At 35.0% G+C, this 22686-nt stretch carries 21 protein-coding genes and 1 pseudogene; 1 reads left to right on the plus strand and 21 read right to left on the minus strand.

The window, feature by feature from the left end; genetic code table 11:
- Positions 1-40 precede the first annotated feature (40 nt).
- The 12 genes and pseudogenes from WAZ07_RS12180 to WAZ07_RS12235 all read right to left on the minus strand — a co-directional run.
- On the minus strand, positions 41-1891 hold the full coding sequence (locus WAZ07_RS12180) for a hypothetical protein (protein ID WP_336472807.1): 1851 nt from the start codon (positions 1889-1891) through the stop codon (positions 41-43).
- On the minus strand, positions 1881-3692 hold the full coding sequence (locus WAZ07_RS12185; protein WP_336472671.1) for a hypothetical protein: 1812 nt from the start codon (positions 3690-3692) through the stop codon (positions 1881-1883). Before WAZ07_RS12185 ends, WAZ07_RS12180 begins: the two co-directional genes overlap by 11 nt.
- 84 nt (positions 3693-3776) lie before the next feature.
- On the minus strand, positions 3777-4037 hold the full coding sequence (locus WAZ07_RS12190; protein WP_336472672.1) for a LemA domain protein: 261 nt from the start codon (positions 4035-4037) through the stop codon (positions 3777-3779).
- 148 nt (positions 4038-4185) lie between these two features.
- Entirely contained in the window at positions 4186-5613 is a 1428-nt protein-coding gene (arcD, locus tag WAZ07_RS12195) for an arginine-ornithine antiporter (protein ID WP_336472808.1), read from the minus strand.
- A gap of 388 nt (positions 5614-6001) precedes the next feature.
- Positions 6002-7513 carry an ABC transporter permease/substrate-binding protein gene (locus WAZ07_RS12200; RefSeq protein WP_336472673.1) on the minus strand — a complete coding sequence of 504 codons (1512 nt, stop codon included), beginning with the start codon at positions 7511-7513 and terminating at the stop codon, positions 6002-6004.
- 3 nt (positions 7514-7516) lie between these two features.
- A complete protein-coding gene (locus WAZ07_RS12205) occupies positions 7517-8470 on the minus strand; it encodes an ABC transporter ATP-binding protein (RefSeq protein ID WP_336472674.1) in 954 nt (317 codons plus the stop codon).
- Positions 8471-8571: 101 nt separating this feature from the next.
- Positions 8572-9126, minus strand: coding sequence for a YdcF family protein (locus WAZ07_RS12210; RefSeq protein WP_336472675.1), 555 nt, complete (start codon positions 9124-9126; stop codon positions 8572-8574).
- Between the two features lie 286 nt (positions 9127-9412).
- Positions 9413-10642: an MFS transporter gene (locus WAZ07_RS12215; RefSeq protein ID WP_336472676.1), complete on the minus strand. Its 1230-nt coding sequence runs from the start codon at positions 10640-10642 to the stop codon at positions 9413-9415.
- Position 10643: 1 nt separating this feature from the next.
- On the minus strand, positions 10644-11180 hold the full coding sequence (locus tag WAZ07_RS12220) for an NADPH-dependent FMN reductase (RefSeq protein ID WP_336472677.1): 537 nt from the start codon (positions 11178-11180) through the stop codon (positions 10644-10646).
- Between the two features lie 154 nt (positions 11181-11334).
- Positions 11335-11970, minus strand: coding sequence for a response regulator (locus WAZ07_RS12225; protein WP_090911631.1), 636 nt, complete (start codon positions 11968-11970; stop codon positions 11335-11337).
- On the minus strand, positions 11967-13115 hold the full coding sequence (locus WAZ07_RS12230) for a GAF domain-containing sensor histidine kinase (protein ID WP_396548147.1): 1149 nt from the start codon (positions 13113-13115) through the stop codon (positions 11967-11969). The genes WAZ07_RS12225 and WAZ07_RS12230 overlap by 4 nt, the downstream gene beginning before the upstream one ends.
- Before the next feature lie 216 nt (positions 13116-13331).
- Positions 13332-13454: pseudogene (locus WAZ07_RS12235) on the minus strand (alpha-crystallin domain-containing protein); the annotation flags it as partial.
- A 114-nt stretch (positions 13455-13568) separates the two neighbouring features.
- On the opposite strand from WAZ07_RS12235, the gene WAZ07_RS12240 reads away from it, so the two are divergent.
- Complete coding sequence (locus WAZ07_RS12240; RefSeq protein ID WP_336472678.1) at positions 13569-14159, plus strand: class I SAM-dependent methyltransferase; 591 nt, start codon at positions 13569-13571, stop codon at positions 14157-14159.
- Between the two features lie 42 nt (positions 14160-14201).
- Here WAZ07_RS12240 and WAZ07_RS12245 read toward each other — a convergent pair whose 3' ends face one another.
- The 9 genes from WAZ07_RS12245 to asnB all read right to left on the minus strand — a co-directional run bounded on the left by WAZ07_RS12245 (position 14202) and on the right by asnB (position 22480).
- Positions 14202-14750, minus strand: coding sequence for a cysteine hydrolase family protein (locus WAZ07_RS12245; protein ID WP_336472679.1), 549 nt, complete (start codon positions 14748-14750; stop codon positions 14202-14204).
- A 135-nt stretch (positions 14751-14885) separates the two neighbouring features.
- Positions 14886-15374: a putative periplasmic lipoprotein gene (locus tag WAZ07_RS12250; RefSeq protein WP_336472680.1), complete on the minus strand. Its 489-nt coding sequence runs from the start codon at positions 15372-15374 to the stop codon at positions 14886-14888.
- Between the two features lie 257 nt (positions 15375-15631).
- The gene (locus tag WAZ07_RS12255) at positions 15632-16279 is read right to left on the minus strand and encodes a nitroreductase family protein (protein ID WP_336472681.1); all 648 of its coding nucleotides are present in this window, start codon (positions 16277-16279) and stop codon (positions 15632-15634) included.
- A 422-nt stretch (positions 16280-16701) separates the two neighbouring features.
- Positions 16702-17577: a D-amino-acid transaminase gene (gene dat, locus WAZ07_RS12260; protein WP_336472682.1), complete on the minus strand. Its 876-nt coding sequence runs from the start codon at positions 17575-17577 to the stop codon at positions 16702-16704.
- Positions 17578-18184: 607 nt separating this feature from the next.
- Positions 18185-19171, minus strand: a complete 987-nt coding sequence (locus WAZ07_RS12265; RefSeq protein WP_336472810.1) for an N-acetylmuramoyl-L-alanine amidase — start codon at positions 19169-19171, stop codon at positions 18185-18187.
- A 105-nt stretch (positions 19172-19276) separates the two neighbouring features.
- The gene (locus WAZ07_RS12270; RefSeq protein WP_139207584.1) at positions 19277-19606 is read right to left on the minus strand and encodes a hypothetical protein; all 330 of its coding nucleotides are present in this window, start codon (positions 19604-19606) and stop codon (positions 19277-19279) included.
- Between the two features lie 18 nt (positions 19607-19624).
- Entirely contained in the window at positions 19625-20113 is a 489-nt protein-coding gene (locus WAZ07_RS12275; protein ID WP_336472683.1) for a GNAT family N-acetyltransferase, read from the minus strand.
- Positions 20114-20129: 16 nt separating this feature from the next.
- Positions 20130-20489: a GNAT family N-acetyltransferase gene (locus WAZ07_RS12280; protein WP_336472684.1), complete on the minus strand. Its 360-nt coding sequence runs from the start codon at positions 20487-20489 to the stop codon at positions 20130-20132.
- Between the two features lie 89 nt (positions 20490-20578).
- The gene (asnB, locus tag WAZ07_RS12285) at positions 20579-22480 is read right to left on the minus strand and encodes an asparagine synthase (glutamine-hydrolyzing) (RefSeq protein ID WP_090911650.1); all 1902 of its coding nucleotides are present in this window, start codon (positions 22478-22480) and stop codon (positions 20579-20581) included.
- Between the last annotated feature and the right edge of the window lie 206 nt (positions 22481-22686).

The raw sequence follows: 22686 nt of genomic DNA on the forward strand, positions 1-22686 counted from the left end.
TCAAAAGAAAAACTGACCACTAGGGGGATAAGATAAAACATTATTTCCTTATCCCCGCCAACCACCCCTGAAAAATATTCACTAATTCTTTTTTCCCCGCTAGCCTCTCTTCGCCTTTTTTTGTTTTATACGGATACAATTGTAAAAATATACCGCAACCTGCTTCAATTTTTTTGGCATGCATATTACTGCCTGGATATACACATATAACTTCATAAATTGCACGGCGGTGAAATAATCGTTTTCCATTCTGCTCTTCTACATATTTAATTGACCAATATTTGTACATCTGCTCGGTTGCTTTCGTATTTCCAACTGGCTGAAAAATGTTATACATCGGACTATATTTCACTTCAATAATAATAGATGATTGATATATATAGGCAGTTTCTCCTCGCTTATAACAATCAATACGAATATCTGGTTTTTTGGTATCTTCTCCATTATAAAAATGACTCTGTTTACTGAGCGCAATAAGCGGATGTATTTCAATTAAATCATTGAATGCCACATGCAACTGCAACTCTTCGTTTTCTAACACAATTGTTGTTCCATCTTGTAAACCATCTAAATAAAAATACGATTGAATTTGTTCTGCAATTGACGGAGCATCGTTAAAACCAATCTCCTGTAAAATTTCCACAATAGTAAAATATGCATAATACTCATAAATTAAAAATGTCGGCTTATAAACAAATAAAAACGATGGTTCTAATTCATTGTGCTGCGGTAAAAATTCAAGTTGACGTAATAGCTGGTGATATAAAGGAGGAAGTGAATGTGTTGTAAGTGTAATTTCTTCCTGAACCCCTCTCCAAAATGGTGTGTATAAAAGATGTGAAAAATACGTAAGTGTACTTTGCAAAATGGTATATAACACTTTATATTCTTGAATTTTCATCGCAATTTTGCGCAAATCAGTATCTTTTAACAAATGAATGTTGCCATATTTTTGTTTGTCTCGCTCAGTCACAGAGCCATTTCGCTCAATCATTTGTAAAATGGTATACACTGCTTTTTTCTCTTCTCTTCGTGTTTGCTGTGCCCGCTCTAGTTTCTGAATAATTTCGCGCAAAAATAAATCAATTTCTAATAGTTTATTATAAAACAACTTCGTTTTATATTTTACATAACCATTTTCTTTACAATGCTCTTGCTCTTTAAAGCGGCGATTATACCATTTTGCATACGGTTTTTTCTCATGTATAATGGCGCTCTTTCTTGTGGGTTTTCTCTCTTTTATTTCCCATATATGTTCTTGTTCAAAAAATTTCTTTTGCTGCATTTCATAATATAACTGCTTTACTTTTTTCATTTTTTGCGGCAACATACGGAGCATACGCATATATGAATAATCTTCAATATCTGCAAACGTAACAAATGTCTTTTTATAATATCCACGATCTAAAATGATTTCACCTAGTACAGACTTTACATATTGCTGAATTAACTCTAGTTGATCATCAAAAAAATTTTTCGGAACGATTTGAAATGCCCCGTAAAACACCTCTTCTCCAACTTGCACTTCAAAGTGATATACACCGCAGCGCCATGGATATAAATAATCCGTTTTTCCATGCTCATATAGTAAAACAGTACGTTGCTTTTCATGCAGTTCATATTTCCATTCCATATGTTGCTTTTGTCCTTCATATACTTTATTCCAAATGAACGTAATCTTTATTGGGTACCTTGATTGTATATGTAGCCGAAGCGGTTTTAATTCTTGTACTTTGTACACACATGAAGAAATCGTAACTGGCGAAACACAAAGTTTATTTAATACAATATGCTCCCCCTTCTCTTCTGCTCCTACTATTACTTTCAATACAAAGGGAAGCCTCTCCCCTGTCTCCATGATTTCTGTTTCATACGTACCTTCATTTAACATATCCATACAGCTCCAACTCTCGCTGTTTTTGTTTCATATACAGCAGTGAGTGTTCAAAAGTTGATACACGATTTGCAAGTGATGATTGTAATAGTTGTACAAGAGACATCTCTTTCTTTCCCTCTTCACGAAGCAATGCCCTCATTGTCGCTTCTGTACCACGTAACTTCGTTAAAATACGTTGTTTTATTTGTAAATCAAATGCTTCTTCACGACTTATTAACAAAGATCTCCCTTCATCATATGGGATATTTTGCAAATAAGATGCAATTGCCGACGCAACGCGAAAAGAAATTCCTTTTGAAGCATCGTGAAGAAATAACAGCTGATGCACTTTATCTAATAACTCCAATTCTTCTTCTGTAAACACATCAAGCATTGCCTTGTGATGAACCCAGTTCATTCGAAATTCTAAGGCTGAAACAGATAATGAAAACGGAATATTTATCATCTTTCTCTCGACCATACTCATCTCACAGAATGGAATTTTTTGAAGGAATACAACATTTACACGGTCTAATAAACGGTCAGATAGCTCCTTTGTTGTTTCATCAAAATTAACTGTACCAATAAAAATGACATTATCACCAATTTCTATTTGCGGTGGTACATCCTGTTCTTTTTCATTACTAGCCGCATATAAAGTTAAAATACGGTTTTTTCGATCTAGCTGCAAGAGTGATAGAAAAGGAGTAAACCAATGCTCAATATATGACAAGTTCATTTCATCAAATACAATCATATATAATTGATTTGGATTTTCAGCAGCATCTAACAATGTTCGAACAAGTTTTGTTTCACTTTCCATATACGTTCCATTTGAATGAAGATAACCTAATACATCATGAGGCTCTTGATAAGATGGTGACACAGGAATCCAAATGAAATCTTTCCCAAATGTTAATCCAAGCGCTTCTGCATAGGCTTGCACAAACTGTGATTTTCCGATTCCAGGCATACCACCTACTATTGTCAATAAATTTGTCTTTACACAAATATGAAAATTGTAAATATCACTTTCATCAATATATAATTCTTTTTCTGCGATAATTTGCTTTACGCATTGTATAAAAGAATACTCACGTTCATTCCATTCATTTCCCTTTTCTTGTTTACGTGTATCGCTGATTTCAATTTGTTTTCCATTCTCTTTTATTTGTTTTTCTAATTGCTCATATACTTCTGTTCGCACAAAAAACAAACTATTCTCTACATTCATATCGGCATACTGCATCCAATCATCCACATCGAGGTAACGAACATCCCGCCTCTGTTCTCGATATGTAATGGCACTAATAGAAGGTTTTAAAGATACATTTCCATATATCCGCCCTTCATACCATAACAACCCTGGCGTACCAAAATCATGTGGAAATTTGGGCACTAGAAATGAAACATATCCTTTCTCAAGTTTTCTTTCAAACACTTCTCTCGCTTTTGTGACTGATAGTTTAGGAGAAGGAATCATTTTATAGGAGTTTGCAATTTCTCGTTCTTCAGCATCTATTAATTCTACATATAAAGTGTTCTCCATATAAGAAAGTCGGAATAACAACAATTGTTTTTCTCGTTTTCCTTCTTTTATACTTGCGAAAAATTTTTCATTTTGTTTATTTTTATATAAACCCTCAAATATATAAGAATCTTCTCCAAAAGCCACTTCAATTATGTTTGGAATTGGCGAAAGACAAACGACAAAAAATGATCCTTTCTTCTTTGGCTCTTCTGCAAATTTCCCAACAAAACGCATATGCTGTAATCTCTTTACAAAACTTGGGTGAAGAGCTTTCTCAAGTTTCATCTCGCTCACCTTCTTTTTTTCAATGCTTTTATCATTGTATGAATAATAAAAGCAAACTAGAAACAAAAAACCTGACACTTATTGTCAGGTTAAATGAAAGTCTCCTTTTTCGTGAGAAATTGCATTGTGAGCAATCTTCATTTTCGCTAATACATAACGTAATGTATCTTCTGCATTTTTATCTTCATGTACATGCATATTAGCTAAAACCTCTACAGAACACGCTAAATTTTCTACCGCTCCGCGCAGTTCGGGATTTCGATTAAAGAACGCTTCTTGCACTAATAATTTCCGAACATCTTGTGCTAACTCTACAATCCGCATCAATTTTTCCTTTTCTTCCATAACAATCCCCTCCTACACATTCTTAAAACTATATATTCTGTTAATCCCTAAAAATTCCTGCTAACCACGCAAGAAATCTTGTTCACCCATCAAAAAAAGGATCTATGCCCACACTGTAGCATAAATCCTTTTTTGTATATTGATATCTTTACATTCCAATCTTCCCAGTAACCAGCATATAAATAGAAGTACCTGCTGCAAGTAAAATGATAATCATCACATATTGTTCAGCGCGAGTAAAACAGCGATTTCCTTGCTCTTTTCTTGCAGCGACATACACAATAAGTCCGATGCCATAAACTAAAGAAACAAGTAATAAATTTTTCAATCCGGCTGCATATACAAGCCAAACTCCATATACAGATGCCATAGAAGCAAGTATCCCATCTTTCCATCTGTTTCCTTCATATGCTTTTGTAATCACTAATTTCAACTGATATAGTGCTGAAAATACATATGGGAGTAAAATTGATGTTGATGCAATAAAATACATGATCTGATATGTGGATGCTGAAAATAACACAATAATAAATAATGTTTGGGCAACACAGTTTGAAATCCATAATGCCATATGTGGTGTATGATTTTTGTTCGTTTTCGTAAAGACCTTCGGAAATACGCCGTCTTTTCCAGCAACGTGAGAAATTTCCGAAACAAGTAAAAACCAACCAATTAATGTACCAATAAGCGAGGCGATTAATCCTAAGTTAATAACAAATGCGCCCCATGAACCAACGACATGCTCTAATACATGTCCCATTGACGGTGTTTCAAGTGCCGCTAATTCCTCTCGTGACATTACCCCTAATGATAAAACAGAAATTAAAATATAAATGCCCATTACTAACAGTAAACCGAATACAGTTGCTTTTCCGACATCACGGCTATGCTTTGCTCGGCCCGATAAAACGACTGCCCCTTCTACGCCAATAAATACCCAAAGCGTAACAAGCATCGTATTTTTAACTTGTCCAAGTACAGAAGATAATGAAACCGGAGCTTTTCCCCAAAAGTCATGCGTAAATATATCCCACCGAAACGCAGTAACCATAATCACAATAAATAATACAATTGGGACAAGCTTACCAATTGTCGCAATAAAATTCATAATCGAAGCTTCACGAATTCCAAGTAATATAAGAAAATGAAGTGTCCACAATAAAAGTGATGCACCGACAATAGATGGAACATTATTACCACCTTTAAAAATCGGGAAAAAATATGCTAATGAGTTAAATAACAACATAATTGTTGCAACATTACCTAATATTCCAGCAATCCAATATCCCCATGCGCTGTTAAATCCAATATATTCTCCAAAACCAGCGCGTGCATAACTATAAATGCCACCCTCAAGCTCTGGCTTTCGATGTGCTAATGATTGATATACAAGAGCAAGCGGAATCATTCCTAAAGCTGTAATGCACCAACCAATTAAGGTAGCACCGCTGTTTGCTCCTGCTGCTAAATCGTGCGGTAAACTAAACACCCCGCCTCCAACCATTGTTCCTACTACAAGTGCAATTAATGGAAAAAATCCTAATTTCTTTTCTATTGGTATCACCCCGTCTGCAATTTCTTGATGTGTTCATTCCGTTCCACCAGGCATTCATATTATGAGTTATTTATATAAAAAATACGTACCCTGAAAATGACGAACTGTATCACTTTATATTCTTTCAGAAAAACATTACCTATTCTAAAAGAAAATGAGCAAAAATGGAATACTTTTTCGAAAAAAAGTATAAGTATGCATAAAAAAAGTCGTTTATTTTTATATAAACGACTTTTTTATGTTACATCTGTAAATTTTATCCTGCTATTCGTGAGCAGTAAAATCCCGCCCTCAAGATTGTGAGGAGTCCGAAGAAGATAGATGGTGGATAACTGCCGCTATGTGCCCAATTGGACGAGGTTTCCATCAGAGGGTGATAAAACCCTCTCTGATGGAAGTTTTACTTCATCTATTTTAATAGTCCTTCTTTTTGTAAAAATTCTTTTGCTACAGTCTCTGCTGCTTTACCTTCTACGTTCACTTCATAATTCATGTTACGCATTTCTTCGTCAGTAATTTTCCCCGCAAGTTTATTTAATGATTTTTCAATTTCTGGATATTTCTTTAACGTTTCTTCACGTACTAATGGCGCTCCTTGATATGGTGGAAACAGCCCTTTATCATCTTCTAATACTTGTAGACCGTATTGCTGTAATTCACTGTCTGTTGAATAAGCATCAATGACATTCACATCACCAGATTGAATTGCACTATAACGCAACTTCGGTTCCATTGTTTTCAAATGAGGAAACTGTATATTATATAGTGTTTGTATTCCTTTATATCCATCTTCACGATCTGCAAACTCAAGTGTAAAGCCAGCTTTCATTTCAGAAGAAACATTTTTCAAATCAGAAATTGTCTTGATATTATACTGCTTCGCTATTTGTTTTGGTACTGCTAATGCGTACGTGTTGTTATACTGCATTGGCTTTAACAGCTTCATATTAAATTTTTGCTCCATCCCATTTCGTGCCTGCTCATATACTTCTTGACGACCTGTACTTTTTGGTGCTTCTTTTACGAAAGTTGATAAAGCTGTTCCTGAAAATTCTGGATAAATATCGATTTCTTTAGATTTTAACGCTTCAAATATAAAAGATGTTTTTCCGAATCCTGGTTTTACCTCTACTTTTAAATCAGTATCCTGTTCGATTAATTGTTTATACATCTGAATTAAAATTTCCGGTTCTGAACCAAGCTTACCAGCAATTACGATATCTTTCTTCTGCACACTCCAAAGAAAAGGTGCGATGATGATTCCAAATACAGCAACTGCTGCAACTATTGTTCGTCTCGGTGAACGTCTTACATGCAAGGTCATGCGTAACACACCATCAAAGAATAGTGCTAATAATGCAGCTGGAATAGCCCCTAATATAATAAGAGCATGGTCATTTCGATCAATTCCAAGCAGAATAAGCTTTCCTAACCCTCCTGCTCCAATTAAAGCAGCTAATGTCGCCGTACCAACAATTAATACCATTGCCGTCCGAATTCCTGCCATAATAATAGGCCAAGCAAGTGGTATTTCTACCTTCCATAAACGCCTCCAATTGTTCATTCCCATCGCTTTTGCTGCCTCAATAAGCGATGGATCTAGTTCACGTATCCCCGTATATGTATTTCTTAAAATAGGAAGCAGTGCATAAATCACAAGGGCAATTATAGCTGGAACCTTTCCGATACCAACTAACGGAATTAATAACCCAAGAAGTGCTAAAGAAGGAATCGTTTGCATTACAGCAGAAGTACCAATTACCCATTCAGCAATAGGCTCTTTTCTTGTTAACAAAATTCCAAGTGGCACTGCGATAAGAATTGCGAAAAATAAAGCAATCAACGAAATTTGTAAATGTTCCAAAAGGGCACTTAACAGTTCTTGTTTACGCTCTTGTATCGTTTGTAAAAAGGATGTCACTGTCTATCCCCTCACTTTCATTTGCTCTACTATATATTGAACGATATGTTGACTTGTTAATGTACCAATGTATGTACCGTTTTGTTCGATTGGTATTTCTTTTTCGCGTTCTAAACGAAGTAAAGCGTCTTGCAAAGGAGCTTCAGTCGAAAGTGGATTACCCTCACCTTGTTTTCCTTCTTGTGCTAATATTGATACTATATCTTCTACTTTTCTATGATCATACCAAGATAATCGTGGTTTCCCAATAAATTCTTCTACAAATGTATTTGCGGGGTTTTGTAAAATTACTTCTGGCGTATCAATTTGGACAGCTTTTCCATCTTTCATTATACAAATACGATCACCAAGTGCTAATGCTTCTTGCATATCATGAGTTACGAAAACAATTGTTTTTTGAATCTTTTTTTGTAAGTCTACTAAATCACGCTGCAGCTGCTCACGACTTAAAGGGTCAAGCGCACTAAACGGTTCATCCATTAAAACAATTTTCGGATTGGCCGCAAGCGCTCGCACAACACCAACGCGCTGCTTTTGACCGCCAGATAATTCATCTGGCATACGTCCCCTATATGTATCAGGATCTAAACCAACCATTTCTAATAATTCATCAACACGCTTTTGAATTTTCGCTTTACTCCATTTGCGCATTTCTGGTACAACCGCAATGTTTTCTGCAATTGTCATATGCGGAAATAGCGCAATTTGTTGCAATACATATCCAATATCCCATCGTAATTCATGAATGTTATAATCCCGAATATTCTTCCCATCAATAAAAATTGAACCTTCTGTTGTTTCAATTAATCGATTGATCATTTTCATTGTCGTTGTTTTTCCACATCCACTTGGACCAATCAAAACAAAAAATTCTCCTTTACGAATCTCTAGCTCTAGAGAATCTACCACCTTTGTTTTATCATCAAACGTTTTTGAAACGTGTTCAAATCGAATCACAAATACAACTCCTTTTTCATTCTTTCCTCTATTCTCATGGAAATTTGAGCTATTTTCAAATGATTTGTCTTTTCAAAATAAAAAGAGCTCTATTTTGAGCTCTAATAATCTTTTAAAATTGTCTTTATGACCGCCGCATACTCACGTATATATGCCTTTTTCCGCGAACGCTTTGGCGTTGGTGCAGCAAGTGCTTCCATCTTCATTCCTATGCGGTCTGCAATAATTTTTGCTCGGTATAAATGATAGGTGTTACTTACTACAACCGCATGTTTTATATCATATAAATCCTTAGAAAACTTTATATTTTCATATGTACTTGTAGAACGATCTTCAAGTAAAATTCTTTCTTTTCCAATGCCGTTTTCCATTAAATAGCGACTCATACTAAGAGCCTCTGAAATATCTTCATCGTCTCCTTGTCCGCCAGATACAACTACTTTTACTTTTGGATGCGAATGTAAATAGCCTAGCGCTACATCTAATCGATTTTGTAGTGATAATGACGGTTTATCACCAAATAGTTTTGCACCTAAAATTAAAACACACGGTGCTGTATGACTTACTTTCTCATTAGCAGTTTTCTTCATGCAGTATGTTATATAAACAACATATACTGGCGGTAATAACAACAGTAATAATAACCATTTATTCATATAGCAGTTCTCTCCCTTTTTTATATTATATAAAAGAAAGAGATCATGCAGAAGTATTTTACCTACATCTAGTAAATTTCAAAAAAATAGCGAGGAGACAATCCTCGCTACTTTCCCTATCCTTGACGCTGTCCTGCATTTTGAGCATTACGTGCTTTCTTTGAAGACGTATGATCTTGCGTTTGATTACCTTTATGCTTCGCTGAACCTAATGCTTTTGTTTTTCCCATATCTTTTCACACCTTTTTTAAATGTTACATTTATAGGATGTGTATTAGATTCGTTACTATACAACCGTTTTATTGGTAACGTGAATTTGTTCTTTCTGCTGCATTTTCACATATGAAATCCCAATACACGTTGCGCCAATTAATAATAGGCTTAGTGCATAAAACGGAATCATGACACCAATTTGAGACACAAACGTTGTAAAGGCAATAAGAAGAATAACTCGTACACCTGTACCAACAAATCGAAATAGACTGTCAACACGCCCAATTATTTCATTTGGAACCTCTTCCATCATAAGCACGCTTCGTGCAACACGTGTTCCTGCATTTCCCATTGCCTTAAAAATAGCAAGGCCGTATACCAAGTAAACGGATGGTTGTATAACCATTACGGTAATTGAAATTGTATATATGAGCATTGTGAATACAATAGATACTTCGGTTTTTACATATTTCATAAGAATTGGAATGCCAATTCCCGCAAGCATCGCACCAATTCCGTACATCATTCCTTCTGTTCCATATACTGATCCATTTGCCTTTAATACGTCTGAAATGTATACCGGCATTAAGTAGTTCGTCATCATTACACCGATAAACGGCATATAAGATGCAAATAAAAACCAAAATAATTGCTTTCTTTTCTTCATAAAATGAACGCCTTCAAAAATTTGTTTTGCAAATGGTTGCTTTCCTAGTTTTGTTCTCTGTTTTGTATATGGAATAAACGATAGCAGTACAAATGCACCGACATACGCTAACATATTAATAAATAAAATCCATTTGACAGCAACAATTGTAATCATAAAACTAGCAACTGCACCAGCAATAACTTGTGTCAATTGTCCCTGTATTTCCATCGTACCACTAAGTGATTTATAATGCTCTGGTGCAAACACTTCTTGATTAAATGCGAAAATATTCGGATAAAATACTAGATAATAAAACGAACCTGCTATATACAGCACAATGTAATGGATTGTTTCATAGGAGTGACCTGTAAATCCCCAATATACCATAACAAAGACTGCGATTGCTCCGATGGCTTCATTCACTAAGAGTAACGTTTTACGAGAAAAGCGATCAATACAATGTCCGATAAACGGTGTACACAAAAACATAACAAGTGTAGACATAATCGAAATATAACCAAACATTGTATTGCCACCAGGCGCCGTTACAAGCAGCCATGAAATCGTAATCATCGTAATCCCAGAGCCAATCGCCGATAAGCTATTGGCTCCAAGAATATAGTACAACCGGGAATCACGGTAAAGAGATGACATATTAATCAGCTCCTAGCTGTTTTTTCAGTTCTGGAAAAATGCTCATGTATCCTCTCAATTCTTTTAGCAAATCTGCAATTAGCGGTTTCGCATCTTCCCCTAATTCTCCGTTCTGTACATGAAGACTATCAATAACAACTTGTTTCGGAATCACATTTGCATATACGCCTCTTGCCACAATGCGCATACTATTTAAGGCATTTATACCACCTTTACCTCCACCTGCAACTGCAAGAAGCCCAACCGGTTTATGCATAAACTCGCTGCTTCCAAGAAAATCAAATGCATTTTTTAGTGCACCGCTCATCGCATTATGATATTCCGGCGTGCATAGGACAACACCATCTGCTTCTTTAACAAGTTTCTTTAATTTTGTTACTGCTTGTAATTCATATTGAGAATTTTCTCCGTTATATAACGGAAGCGCTTCAACAGCTAAATCATATAATTCTCCGTTATAAGTCTGTGCAATATGCTTTGCAATGACGCGAGTTTTACCAAATTTACGTGGCGTACCGTTAATGACAACTAGTTTCATGATTATTTCTCTCCCTTGTTTGAATTTCTATATTTATCTTATCAGAAAATTCCCTCTTATAAACCGTAAGAAAGGCGGAAACCACTTGAGAAAATAGTATGAAAAAACAAAACAGAAACTCATACTTTCGTATGAGTTTCTGTCATTACTCTTCCTATACAACACCATGTTTTACCGCATACAAGGCTGCTTGCGTTCGATCATCTACATGTAATTTAGCTAGGACATTTGAAACATGCGTTTTCACAGTTTGTTCTGTAATATGTAGTTCTGACGCAATTTCTTTATTACTTCTTCCTTTGGCTATTTCTCGCAGCACTTCTTTTTCTCGTTTCGTTAACATAGACAAGTGATCTTGCTTACTCTCAATTGCCGCAGGGCGACCTAATAAGGCAGGCGTTACTTTTGGATGAAAATTAGCATTCCCTTGATGAACTGCAATAATAGAAGCTACAAGTTGATCGGGCTGCACTTCTTTTAATTGATATCCATCTGCACCTGCTTCCATTGCTGGAAGAACATAATCTTGTTCTGAGAAACTGCTTAACATCAGTATTTTAATAGATGAGTCATATTGTTTTATACGCTTCGTTGCTTCAATTCCGTCCATTTTCGGCATCGACACATCCATTAATACAACATCAGGTCGTTCTGTTTGAATAAATTGTAATGCCTCTTCTCCATCTCCCACTTCACCAATAATGTCAAATTCTTCTTTTGTTTTTAAAAAGAAAACAAGTCCTCTTCGGACAATATGATGATCTTCTACAAGCAGTAATTTAATTTTCAATACATGTCTCCCCTTTGAACTGGTAACTGAATCTCAATCTTCGTTCCTTCACCTAGTTTCGTTTGAATATGAAACTTCCCTTTCATTAACTCAATACGCTCTTGCATATTTTTCAAACCAAGCGCAGAATCTCTTACTTTCTCTTTCATAAATCCGATTCCGTCATCTTCGATTTGAAACTTCAACATATTGTTTTCTATTTTTATATGTACAAATACGTTTTCGCAAGAAGCGTGTTTTTTACAATTATGAAGTGCTTCTTGACTAACACGCCATAACATTTCTTCTATTTCATCATCCATCGAAATAACCCTATCAATTCGCATAATTACATGAATACCAAGGAGCTTCCCATAATTTTGAATTGCTTCAGCAAGACCTTTTTCTAAACCTTCAGGCCGTAACTGCCAAATTAATAATGTCATCTCTTGCAGCGCCTCTTGTGATAACTCTCCTATATACGTTAACATCTCCTTTAATTCTTTATTTTTCGTCATATCCATTGTTCCTCTAGCCGTTAGCATAATGGAAAAGAGAAGTTGCTTAACAGAATCATGCAAATCACGTGCTAGGCGATTTCTTTCTGCAACGATTACATATTTCCGCTCTTTCTCAACTAGCCTAATCCGTTGAATCGTTGTCCCTATTTGAAAGGCAATCGCTTCTAATAAAGCTAATTCTTCTTCTGTAAAGTACGTTTTATGAGGAGAAGCAACATTTAATAATCCAAACTTCTCCTCTCCTGCCTGAAGTGGAATCGTCGCATGATGCGTAATACTCTCTGTTTCTCCCCACTCATATTCAATCGCATCCTCTATACGCTTACATTCAATAATATTTGTTGCTTTTTGCAAACGCCCCGCAACAAATCGATTAATACACCAACAATCACCTTCGCACATTGGTTTCTTTTCTTCCCATGTAAGTGCTGGTGGTAAATTTGTATCAACGAGCATTTGATGCGTTCCTTTTTCATCAATAAAAAAAATCCATCCTGTTTGTAAATCCATCACTTGCAAGAGCGTATGCAGAACTTTTTCTAACATTTGCTGCAAATCAGTCGCTTCATTTAATAACTCCGCAATTTCTTTTAACGCTTGCAATCGATGCATTTGTCTATCATTTTCATTCATGTTCATCACCATTTCTCATTATAACATTATGAAATTTCTAAATACTACAAATAAAACTCATATCACTATATAAATACAAATTAAAAAAGCGACATAAAAACCCTCTTTCTTTCTAGGCAAGCAAGAGCATCTGGCCATGCATAGCAGCGACTTATATGTCGAAAAATTAAAATGGAAATATATAATTGTTCGAATGTCTGCATCTCTATTTTTCTAGGAATCTTATTGCCGGCGAATAACCGATCCTGTATCTTTTCGAATATATGTGCCACTTTCACTTTTTTCTTCTATTTCATCATTTTGCGTCGCTTGAATTGTTAACATATCCTTTTCAAAGTCGACTTTAATATTTCCTATCTCCCTCTTCCATAAGAAAGGAATTTGAAAAAAGTATAAAGAAACATATACAGTGAGAAGCTTCATAAAAAATTTTTATATGAAATAATCAAGAAAGGTGATATAAAATTGAGTGTATTGACTAAATTAATAGAACAAGCTAAAAATCCAAGAGGTTTTGTGGGGGCATCTATGTTATGCATCATGAATGCCGCTCATACTAATATGACAAGATGGGCTTTAAGTAATGTTAAAATAAATGGGCATGCAAACGTGCTCGATATAGGTTGCGGCGGTGGAAAAACAATACATACTCTCTCGAAAATGAATCAGGACGGAAAAATATATGGTATTGATTATTCCAAACAAGCAGTAGAAAACTCTATCAAACTGAATAAAAAAGATATAGATTTAGGAAAAGTACTTATAAAACAAGCAAGCGTATCGGCTATGCCTTTTTCAAATGACTTTTTTGATATTATTACTGCTTTTCAAACCCATTATTTTTGGCCAAATTTAGAGAATGATGTAAAAGAAGTATTTCGGGTCCTCACATCAAATGGCTATTTTATTATCGCAGCTGAGCTATATAAAATAAATTATCATATGAGAAAATTCAAAACAAAAGAAGATATAGAAAAATTATTGAAAGAAACTGGATTTAGCAACGTAGTATTTCATGAGTATAGAGGTTCAATTTGTATAATTGCAAGAAAATAACGAAACCGCCAGAATTTTTATTTTTCTGGCGGTCGTTTCTTCCTATTTTACTGTAGTTTGCAGACAAGACTTCACATGCTGCAGGGCAAATTCATGCCCTTGTTGATTAAATGAGGCAACTGCTTTTTCGTAAACTACAATGCGGAATCCTTTATTATAGGCATCAATTGCTGTATGTAACACACAAATGTCCGTACAAACACCAACAAGATGCACTTCTTGTATCCCTCTTTCTCTAAGTTTAATTTCTAAATCTGTTCCTGCAAAGGCACTGTACCGTGTTTTATCCATGTAATATACATTTTCATCATCTTTATGTATTTCGTATAATTTTTGTAATTCACCGTATAAGTCTCTTCCCTTTGTTCCTGCTATATTATGAGGTGGATATAATTGTCTCTCTGGATGATATAAATCATTTTCTACATGTTTATCAACAGCAAATATAACATAATCTCCATTTTCAATGCACTGCTTCGTAATTTCTACAATGTTCTTTTCTATCATTTGCCCAGGTTTACCACACGTTAAAGCTCCATCTTCTGCTACGAAATCATATGTATAATCAATATTAATAAGTGCTCGCTTCATCTTTTCTCTTCCTTTCGTTTCACAGTAAACAATAGAAAACGCGTTATAACGACGCTTTATTACATACATATTCGACAGGTAAAATGAAAATCCCTATACAAACAAAAGAAACCTGCTTAAAAAGCAGATTTCTTCTTACTGTGCTGGTTTATTTTCAAACTTCGCTTGAACAAAGTTGATTACTTTTCCATTCGGATCATTATTTTCATACTGGATTGCTGTTACGGTATGAATACCTGGTTGTAGTGTCTCTTCTTTTAACGACATTGTTGTTTGTGCTAATTTTTTTACTTGGTGCTTGTCTTCAAACTGTTTATCGACGTATATAAATATTTCTTTATCCTCTTGAAAATTTTCAAGTTCAACTTCTACTTGTTGAATAAGCGTATCTTTTTTAATAAATACGACAGGTATATTCCCATTTTCCGATGTACCATCTGGTGTAACAACTTTTACTTTTCCTTCACCAACTGAAGTTACTCCCTCTGGGAATGAATATTTTATTTCTTGCTGTGCATTAACAACTCGTTCTTGTTGTTTTTCTTCTTTGACGTTATTTTCTTCTGTTACTCCACAACCAACTAACAACATAACAGATAATCCAGTGACTATGAATTTTTTCAAAATCCATTCCCCCTGTATCTCAATGTATAATTTATTATACAAGAATAACTCTTAAATATATACACTTATTACTTTCATAAACAAATTCTCTACTTACATCATTAACTGTACCACACTTATTCCCTGTTTATCACCATTATTTCTTCAAGAAATTTTTAGTAAATCTTTTTTACTATTCATTTCCACAAAAAAATAATCTTAGCCCTTATAACTAAGATTATTTCAACTTTTCTCTTCTTACTAACGAAGAGTTCATTTTATCGAATAAACTTCGTAATTTCCGCTACTTCTTTTCGAGCTAATTTTTTGGGCTGTTCTTTCGGATGTCCTAATGCAATCACCATATTGATTTGTTTATCAGATCCAATTTCTAAGTAGTCTCTTAGCTCGTTCTGTGCTAATAACACCGGTCCTGTCATCGGGCATGTACCGAGGCCCCTAGCATGAGCCGCAAGCATTAAGTTTTGCGAGGCTAAGCAACTACTTTTGATGCCTTCCTCTTCCCAAACAGACTCTGGAACAAACTCAATTGGATCAAAAATCTTTTCACGAAATTTAGATTGATATGGGGTTGCTAAACAAATGATTAAAACCGGTGCATCTGAAAATGCTGTTGCATATGGTCCAAAAGAACGAGTCAATAATTTCCCTGCTTTTTCCTCCCCTTTTTGTGCTGCTTCTTCTGCTCGCTTATGTAATGCATTCCATGTCATCTCTTCTATTTCTTTAATTTTGTCACGGTTCATAATAACGACAAATTCCCATGTTTGCGAATTTGTATCACTCGGTGCATATCTCGCACAATCGATAATTTCTTCAATCTCTTCCACAGAAACATCTTGCTCTGTAAATTTACGAACGCTGCGACGACCGTGAATAATATCTTTGAATGCTTGATAATCCATATAATTTAAAATCCCCTTTTATAACATTTTCAAAATCCCTGCCAGTCTGATTATATCACATAACAAAAAAAGCTGGACATGTTCCAGCTTTTTACGTATTTTTTCACTTCTAACGTTCAATAAAACGCAGTTTCACTTTCATTCCATTTTCCATCAGCGTATTTGGCTTTGGAAATAATACAATATTTACCTAGTATATATAGCTCGAACAGCATTTTTATAAGATACAGACACATCGAAGAGACGTGCATATGGATATACCATCACTCCCTCATTGAAAAAAGTACCGATATGCAATGCCTGTTATAAAAATCCTTTAGGATCGTTACTCATCCATGAAGCGATTTTTCTGTCACTTGTTCAAACAACTGTACTGATTCAAGTTACTGGAATGACCGCATTCAAACTGAAGCCGTAATTTATTAATTGTTCGGCGTTACTTTGTTATAAATACTTTCTTTATACGCTTCCTGCAACTTTCTTATAATTGGTTGTTCTCCCGTTTGATACCAATCTCCTCCAATTTGCGTCACTGGTACAATTTCAATGGGTGTAGCTGTAAAAAAACACTCATCTGCACCATATACTTCTGGAAGAGAAAATTGTCGTTCTTCAACAGGAATATTCAACTTCTTTGCTAAAGAAATGACATGATGACGTGTAATTCCATGCAAAATAAATTGGTTCGCAGGGTGTGTAATAAGAGTTCCATTTTTGACAATAAAGAAATTAGAATGACACCCTTCTGTTACAATGCCATTACGAACTAAAATCGCTTCGTAATAGCCTTCTTTTGCAATTTTATTTTTAATCATGATATTCGGAAGTAAATTAAGGGATTTTATATGACAAAAATGCCAACGTATATCTTCGGCAACTGTTGCTTTAATTCCGTTTTCCATCAAAGTATCTGGCCTTGGAAATGGTACGATATTTGCATAGTATGTAGGCTGAAGATTGGACTCGAACAAGTGGTTTCTAGGCTGTACACCTCTTGAAATTTGAATATATACATTTCCATCCTCTTTAAATTCATTTTTCTCAACTAATTGCTGCATTTGATAAATAAATTCTTCTTTTGTAAAGGGCGGTTCTAATTCAATTGCTTTCATAGATTGAAAAAAACGATCTAAATGGAGATCTAATAAATGAGGCTTCCCATCATATAAACGAAATACTTCATATACTCCATCTCCAAACTGTAATCCTCGCTCATCTAATGAAATCATTGGCTCTTTCTCTCTCGTATTTATCATACTTCCATTAAGTAATATCCAATCTTTATAAGTACTGTACATTGTTCCTCGCCTCCTCTTCCTATATACCCCCATTGTATAATTTAATCCCCTCAAAAAGAAGGAATTTTCTAACTATTATACAACAAAATATTCTCTCCATTTACTAGCTATATTGAATTTTCTTTTTCAACATATACCCAAGTGTTCTTACCCACCTACTAATAACCCATGTTATTAGTAATTATTTTTTTCAAAAAGACTTGCTCATATTGGATATCAAAACATAAAATATGAGACGCAAACTATTTGTTCTCATTATTTTTATCTCCTAAAAAGGAGGGAATAACTTGGGGTTTCTTGAGGGATATAATAATTTCAGTGGAGCATTTTCTCCTCTAATAGTTCGTTCCATTCATTTTTATGGCCAGCGGTGGAAACAAAGAGTTCACAAAAAACAACGCCTAATACTGCGAACAAATAAAAGAAGACGGTATTATCTAAAGAAATTGCCATGATGAAAAGTCTCAATAGAAAAACTCTCTACTCAAAAAACACCTAGGATCTCTTATAAAATACAAGAAACCCTAGGTGTTTTTATATACGTTCACTTCATTTGGCAAAGTTAAAATCAAAAGAATCTATAGAACATGGATTCTTTCCTTCCAACTTAATATGAAGTGTATTTAATATAAGAGGGGTCATAATAAATCCACTGACTCGCTCCAAGATCAAGCCAACTGTTTTGGTATTGATATACTACATATGATTCTGGTGCATTTAATTGACGAATAACTGAAGCGCTCGTTGATGGTCCTGTTCTTAAGTTGATATTGGTTCCGCGAATTTCGGCTACACCAATCGGACTTCCATCTTGATTTCTATACTTTATATATTGCATATAAGATGGATCGTAATAAATCCACTGACTCGCTCCAAGATCTAACCATCCATTACTCTCATTAAAAACAACATACGATTCCGGTGCATTTAATTGACGAATAACTGAATAACTTGTTGAGGGACCTGTTCGTAAATTTACGTTCGTTCCAAGAATATTTACTACACCAATCGCTTGTGGATCTGGTGCTGGAGGATTCGGGTTCTCTTTCGCAGACAATCCCATAATATTTGCAATCCCCTTTGTATACGCTTGACACAAATCTTCAATGAACTGTTGATTTTTTAGTAAATTTGCATCTAACGTCGTATCAATAAATGCTGTTTCTGTTAAGAGAGCGTCCATTGCTGTTTCTCTTAATACCGCATAATCCGCTGTTTTAGCACCGCGGTCTTGCAATCCATATTGATTTAAAACAGTGCGAACAGCTTCATGCATTTTCGCTTGTTTCATAGCCGCGGAACTACCGCTTGGGAGGCCATTATAAATATAATCTTCATAGCCTGTCCCGCCACCACTATTAATATGAAATGAAATGAAGAAATCTGCATTATATGAATTAGCGATATTTGCCCGTTCTGATAACGCTACGAATACATCACTATCACGTGTCATCTCAATGTCCACATAATAAGTTGCTAGTAAAATATCGCGAACACGCTGCGCAATTTGTAACGTGAGATTCTTTTCTTCTAAACCATTTCCAACAGCACCCGAGTCATATCCGCCATGTCCTGCATCAATGACAAGTTTCATCACTCAATTCCTTTCTTTCCCCTTCATTCTAAAGCATATATTATATGCTCGTCCTATTTTATTCATAGAACTGATAGAATGTGACAATGATAGACAAAAACCATCTTATGAAAGACGGTTTCCATCATCTCGATTCAACCAATTTAAAATCAAAATATAAGTTTGATAGTGGACATATCTCAGAAAAAATAAACAACATAAGATTCCCATTCCGATGCAACTATATAGCAAACCTAATTTCAAAAAAATTTCAATGGTTGGTGGAAAAAGCGTGACTTTTTGCAAAATATATAGCATAAAAAATAACATTAAAAATAATGGGAAATACTGCAATTCATATGGTGTACGTCTCTTACTTAATATATTTCTTATAAATAATTGAAAGAGCTCTGCAAACAAAAAGCAGCCAAGAATTACCATAAGTGTTAGTGTCATTCCCATATACTTCCCACCTTATTTTATAATGTACTGATAAAACAACACATCTTGCCACTCATCAAACTTATAACCTACTTCTTGAAAACATCCTACATATGTAAATCCTATCTGTTCATGTAGCTTCACACTTATATCGTTTCCCTTTGTAATCCCAGCAATAATAGTATGATGAGCTGCCTCTTCTGCCAATTGAAGTATGTGCCCTATCAATTTCTTCGCTACACCTTTCCCGCGCGCTTGTTTTTCCACATATACTGAAATTTCTACTGTTTGCTTATATGCTTCTTTTTCGCGAAATGGTGATAAAGAGCAATACCCAAGCACAATACCATCGTCTTCAGCAACGATGACTGGATACATTTCATTATGCGCATCAAACCACATATTCATTTCTGCTAATGTCTTCTCTTGTAAATCAAATGTAGCGGTTGTATGGATAATTGCATCATTATATATATGTAAAATTGATTTTACGTCTTCTTTATATGCGCTGCGAATTTCCATTTCTTCGTCTCCCCCGTTACACTTTCTTTATGTAAACATGATTATTTTTTTGAAAACCAAGTTGTTCAAAAAATGATTCTATTCTTTCATTTTTATTTATAAATATGATTTGAATCTCCTTCACATGCTCTCTTTTTACTATCTCCTCAAACGTGTAATAAGCATTTGTTCCATATCCGTATCCCTCATAATCGTGATGAATAAGAAGATACGATAATATCGCTTTCTCTTGTTTCACAGTGTAGTCAACAACACCTATATATGTATCATCTGCTTTTATACAATACGCTACATCTTGAATTGGTAGATCATGAGAAGAAAACATTTCTTTTACTACTAGTTTTGTTTCGCCTGTTACTTTTTCAAACATTAACATATTTATTTCACTCCTTATTATTGTATCAAACAGGACAAGTATTTATGAAAAAAACCTTAAGATAGCAATGCTATCTTAAGGTTTTCACTTTATACTAAGCTATAAGCGCGCTTTGTTTCTTCGTGAAACGCATTTGTATCATATTTGTGCTCAACAAAAATTTGATGCCATACCATAAATGCAAGTACTGTCCAAATTTTACGGCTGTAATCGCCTTTATCTGCACAATGTGCTTCTAATAAATCTAATACGTACTGCTTATCGATTAAATGCTCTGTTTTGCTTTCTTTAATGATATTTACAGCCCAATCATGCATTTCATCTTTTAACCAGTGACGGATCGGTACTGGGAAGCCTAACTTCTTACGATCTAATACGTGATCCGGTACAATACCACGTACTGCTTCACGTAAAATTGCTTTTGTTGTACCATTTGCAATCTTTAATTCTGTCGGAATTTTAGATGCAACATCAAATACTTCTTTATCTAAGAATGGTACACGAAGTTCTAATGAATGTGCCATTGTCATTTTATCAGCTTTTAATAAAATGTCGCCGCGCAGCCATGTGAACATATCAATGTATTGCATTTTGCTTACATCGTCATAGTTCTTGATATCATCATACAACGGCTTCGTAATATCCATGTAATTCACACTCTCATTGTAGTGCTTCATAAGTGCTGCTTTTTCTTCTTCACGGAAGATTTTCGCATTTCCATAGTAACGCTCTTCAATCGGTGTACATCCGCGCTCTAAGAAGCTTTTTCCTTTGAATCCTTCTTTTAATGCACCACTTAACGCTTTTAATACACGTTTTCCTGGGCTAGGGATGTAAGAGAACATTTTTAAAGAGTTTGGCTCACGATAAATGTTATATCCGCCAAACAACTCATCTGAACCTTCCCCAGAAAGAACAACTGTTACATGTTTACGTGCTTCTTTTGCAACGAAGTACAATGGTACAGCTGCTGGATCCGCTAATGGATCATCCATATGCCACATAATTTTTGGGAATTCATCCATGAATTCTTGTGGTGTTACGAATACGCTATAGTTTTTTACACCTAATTTTTCTGCTGTTTCTTTCGCTACGTCCACCTCACTAAAACCACGACGTTCAAATCCTACAGAGAAAGTTAATAGATTTGGATTCATTTCTTTTGCAATAGACGCGATAATCGATGAATCGATACCGCCAGATAAGAATGAACCTACTGGCACATCACTACGCATATGCATTTTCACAGAATCGTATAACACATCACGAATTGCCTGAATATGCTCTTCTTTCGTCGCATCAGATGCATTGAAATATGGTTGCCAATAACGACGAATTTCCATCTTTTTACCAAGCTCTTTTACAAAGTAGTGACCTGGCTCAATTTTGTTAATATCAACTGTTAACGTTTCAGGCTCAGGAGCATATTGATACGTAAAGTAGTGTTGCAGAGAAGCTGGATTTACCCCTTTATCTTCCATCACATGTAAAATACTTTTCTTTTCAGATGCAAAGAATGTTGTATCCTCGTGCTGTGCAACATAAAGCGGTTTAATACCGAAATGATCACGCGCACCGAAAAGTTTTTTCTCTTCGCGATCCCAAATCATAAATGCAAACATACCACGAAGATAATCTACACATTTTTCTTTCATATGAGCATATAATGCAATGATTACTTCTGTATCAGATTGTGTCGCAAATGTTGCACCTTTTTCAAGAAGCATTTCGCGAAGCTCTACATAGTTATAAATTTCACCATTAAAAATAATTACATAACGATCGTTTTCATACGTTAACGGCTGATGTCCTGCCTCTAAGTCAATAATACTTAAACGGCGGAAGCCAAATTGTACGTGTTCATCACGGAAGTACCCTTCATCGTCTGGACCACGGTGAAAGATAATCGTATTCATATTTTCAAATTGATGTTTTTCTTCTGCCGAAAACCCTCTAGGGTTTTCACATAAACATCCTACAAAACCACACATACTTTCTTACCCTCTTTCGGTTTTCATTCTTTTTCTATACTACTATATCAACCCTATTTATACTAGCATAATCATAGCAATATGGCGACAAAAAGTACATAAATCCATTTTGTTTTTTTCAACATATAAGTCACTACTTTGTAGAACAAAACATGACCGCTACTTGCTTTCACCCTTTATTTTATACATGTGATAGGAAAAGGACC

Source organism: Bacillus bruguierae, assembly GCF_037104725.1.
Lineage (GTDB): Bacteria > Bacillota > Bacilli > Bacillales > Bacillaceae_G > Bacillus_A > Bacillus_A bruguierae.

What these genes read in the sequence shown, in the direction of transcription:
- WAZ07_RS12275 (WP_336472683.1), bottom strand. Translation starts at nt 20,113, where the DNA reads ATGGAAATTCGCAGCGCATATAAAGAAGACGTAAAATCAATTTTACAT.
- WAZ07_RS12255 (WP_336472681.1), bottom strand. Translation starts at nt 16,279, where the DNA reads ATGGATTATCAAGCATTCAAAGATATTATTCACGGTCGTCGCAGCGTT.
- dat (WP_336472682.1), bottom strand. Translation starts at nt 17,577, where the DNA reads ATGTACAGTACTTATAAAGATTGGATATTACTTAATGGAAGTATGATA.
- WAZ07_RS12220 (WP_336472677.1), bottom strand. Translation starts at nt 11,180, where the DNA reads ATGAAACTAGTTGTCATTAACGGTACGCCACGTAAATTTGGTAAAACT.
- WAZ07_RS12270 (WP_139207584.1), bottom strand. Translation starts at nt 19,606, where the DNA reads ATGACACTAACACTTATGGTAATTCTTGGCTGCTTTTTGTTTGCAGAG.
- WAZ07_RS12245 (WP_336472679.1), bottom strand. Translation starts at nt 14,750, where the DNA reads ATGAAGCGAGCACTTATTAATATTGATTATACATATGATTTCGTAGCA.
- WAZ07_RS12230 (WP_396548147.1), bottom strand. Translation starts at nt 13,115, where the DNA reads ATGGTGATGAACATGAATGAAAATGATAGACAAATGCATCGATTGCAA.
- WAZ07_RS12215 (WP_336472676.1), bottom strand. Translation starts at nt 10,642, where the DNA reads ATGTCATCTCTTTACCGTGATTCCCGGTTGTACTATATTCTTGGAGCC.
- WAZ07_RS12185 (WP_336472671.1), bottom strand. Translation starts at nt 3,692, where the DNA reads ATGAAACTTGAGAAAGCTCTTCACCCAAGTTTTGTAAAGAGATTACAG.
- WAZ07_RS12280 (WP_336472684.1), bottom strand. Translation starts at nt 20,489, where the DNA reads ATGTTAATGTTTGAAAAAGTAACAGGCGAAACAAAACTAGTAGTAAAA.
- WAZ07_RS12190 (WP_336472672.1), bottom strand. Translation starts at nt 4,037, where the DNA reads ATGGAAGAAAAGGAAAAATTGATGCGGATTGTAGAGTTAGCACAAGAT.
- WAZ07_RS12265 (WP_336472810.1), bottom strand. Translation starts at nt 19,171, where the DNA reads ATGAAACTTGTCATTGATGCAGGACATGGCGGATATGACTCGGGTGCT.
- asnB (WP_090911650.1), bottom strand. Translation starts at nt 22,480, where the DNA reads ATGTGTGGTTTTGTAGGATGTTTATGTGAAAACCCTAGAGGGTTTTCG.
- WAZ07_RS12180 (WP_336472807.1), bottom strand. Translation starts at nt 1,891, where the DNA reads ATGTTAAATGAAGGTACGTATGAAACAGAAATCATGGAGACAGGGGAG.
- WAZ07_RS12210 (WP_336472675.1), bottom strand. Translation starts at nt 9,126, where the DNA reads ATGAATAAATGGTTATTATTACTGTTGTTATTACCGCCAGTATATGTT.